At 69.1% G+C, this 2,964-nt stretch carries 1 protein-coding gene; it reads right to left on the reverse strand.

What is annotated here, in order from left to right:
• Positions 1-2,964 (reverse strand): non-ribosomal peptide synthetase (locus K8638_RS44020; protein WP_223760782.1); only part of this gene is annotated, 2,964 nt, incomplete at both ends.

Below are 2,964 nucleotides of genomic sequence, written 5' to 3' on the forward strand. Positions count from 1 at the left end.
CCTCCTGCCCCGAGTACCTCGATAGCACCGCCTGGAATGCCGCCAGCAGCACCATGAACGGCGTTGCTCCCTCACGCTGCGCCAGTGCCTTCGCTCCGTCCCACAGCGTCTTGGTCCACTGGACGTCGAGGTGCCCACCCCGGAACGACTGCACCGCGGGACGCGGCCGATCGGTAGGCAGCTCCAGCGCCTGCGGCACCCCGGCGAGCTGCTTCTTCCAGTACCCGAGCTGCGCTTCCAGCACTTCGCCCTTCAGCCAGTCGCGCTGCCACACCGCATAGTCCGGGTACTGCACCGCGAGCTCCGGCAGCGGAGACGGGCGGCCCTCGGAGAACGCCTCGTAGAGGGCGGCCACCTCGCGCACGAGGACGCCCATCGACCAGCCGTCCGAGACGATGTGGTGCATCACCAGCACCAGGATGTGCTGCTGCTCCGAGACCTTCAGCAGCGTCATCCGCAGCAGCGGGCCCTCCGCCAGGTCGAAGGGCTGGTGCGACTCCTGCTCCACCCATCGCAGGGCTTCCGTCTCGCGGTCTCCCTCCGGCGTGGCGCTCAGATCCCGCACCTGGAAGGCGAGCGGCGGCTCCGCGGCGATGAGCTGGACGGGCCTTCCACCCTGGGAGCCGAACGTGGTGCGCAGGGACTCGTGCCTGCGCACGAGCTCCTCGAAGCTTCTCCGCAGCACTCCCACATCCAGTGCCCCCTCTGCACGCACCACCGCGGGCACGTTGTAGAAGGCGCTGCCCGGCTCCAGACGATCCAGGAACCACAGGCGCTGCTGCGCGAACGACAGCGGGAGCGCCGACTGCCGATCCGCGCGGGCTCTCAGGGGCGGGGCCACCAGCGCGCGACCGGCCCGCACGGCTTGATCGACCTTGTCGGCGAGCGCCATCACGGTGGGCGCTTCGAAGAGCTCACGCAACGGGAGCTCGATGCCAAAGGCACTCCGGAGCCGCGAGATGGCTTGCGTCGCCAGCAGGGAGTGTCCGCCCAACTCGAAGAAGTTGTCCTTCGTGCCAACGCGTTCGACTCGCAGGACCTCGGCGAAGAGGCCCACCAGCAGTTCCTCCGTGGGGGTGCGCGGCGCTTCGTACTCGGCACTGGAGGCGTTCGGCGTTACCCGCGGATCGGGCAGGGCCTTGCGGTCCACCTTGCCGTTGGGCGTCAGTGGCAATGCGTCCAGCACCACGTACGCGGCGGGCACCATGTACTCCGGCAGCCGCTGCTTCACGTGGGCGCGCAGGGCGGCCGTGTCGAGCGCCGCACCCGCCTTGGCCGTCACGTACGCCACCAGCCGCTTGCCTTCCGTTCCGTCCTCCCTCGCGACGGCCACCGCCTCGTTGACGCTCGGGTGCTGCGCCAGCGCCGTCTCCACCTCAGCCAGTTCGATACGGAAGCCCCGCACCTTCACCTGACTGTCGCGCCGGCCGAGGAACTCCAGCCTCCCCTCCCCCCTCCACCGCACCACGTCGCCCGTGCGGTACAGGCGCTCCCCCTGCCCAAAGGGATTGGGCACGAAGCGCTCCGCCGTCAGCTCCGGCCGGCCCACGTACCCCACCGCCAGTCCCTCGCCTCCCACGTACAGCTCGCCCGGCACTCCCACCGGCACCGGCTGCATGAACACGTCGAGCACGTAGACCGACGTATTCGCAATCGGCCGGCCGATGGATACCGGGGCGCCCACGTCCTCGGGCACTCCCATGAAGTAGCAGGTGGAGAACGTCGTGTTCTCCGTCGGGCCATACGCGTTGACGAGCGTGTTCCCGGAGGCGAGCCGCTCCTTCGCGCGGGCGACGGGCATCACCTCTCCGCCGGTCAGCACCTGCTTGATTCGAGCCAGGGCCTCGGGCTGCCTCGCCTGCATCTGATCGAAAAGGGCTGTCGTGAGCCACAGCGAGGTGATCCCGTACTCCCCCAGCGCGCGACCCAGCTCCTCCAGCGAAGGCGTACCCGCCGGGTACACCACCAGCTTCGCTCCATGCAGCAGCGCGCCCCACAGCTCCAGTGTCGAGGCATCGAAGGAGATGGGCGCCAGTTGCAGCCATACCTCCTCCGGCCCGAAGTGTGCGTAGTCCGCCCCCAGCACCAGCCGAGCCACCGCACGGTGCGGCACCCCGACTCCCTTCGGCCTGCCCGTGCTCCCCGACGTGAACATCACGTACGCCAGGTTGGCCCCACCAACCTTCGCCTCTGGCCGGCTCTCTGGATGGCGCGAGATGGAGGACCACTCGGCATCCACGCGGACCACCGGCTCGCCTTCGGTCAGGCGCAGGGCTGGCAACAGCTTGTCCTGAGAGACCAGGACGGACACTCCGGCCTCGCGCTTCATCCAGGCCAGCCGCTCCTGTGGGTAGCTGGCGTCCAGCGGCACGTACACGCCTCCCGCCTTCAGGATGCCCAGGATGCTCACCACCAGTTCCAGCGAGCGCTCCGCGCACAGGCCCACCCGGACCTCGGGCCCCACGCCCATGCCTCGCAGGTGATGCGCAAGCTGGTTGGCCCGCCGGCTGAGTTCCTCGTACGTCAGCCACTGGCCCGCGTACTCCACAGCCACCGCGTTGGGCGTCCGCTGCGCCTGGGCTTCGAACAACTCATGCAGGCCGGCTTCGCGCGGGTACTCCACACTCCTCCCGCTCCACTCCCGCAAAAGCCGCCGCTGCTCCTCCTCCCCCATCAGCGGCAGAGCCGACAGCCGTGTCTCCGGCTTCGCGACAGCCGCCTCCAGTAGCACCCTCAGGTGCCCCAGCATTCGATCCACGGTCTCGGGCTCGAACAGGTCGCTGTTGAACTCAAGTGCGCCGTCGACGCCTCCCTCAGGCGACTCGCTCATGCCGAGCGTGAGGTCGAACTTGGACGTCTTGCCCGACGACTCCGCCGCCTCCAGCGTCAGCCCCGGCAACTTCACCGCCGAGCCCGGCGCGTTCTGCAGCACGAACATCACCTGGAAGAGCGGACTGCGGCTCA

Origin of the sequence: Myxococcus sp. RHSTA-1-4 (genome assembly GCF_020037125.1) — a bacterium.
GTDB lineage: Bacteria > Myxococcota > Myxococcia > Myxococcales > Myxococcaceae > Myxococcus.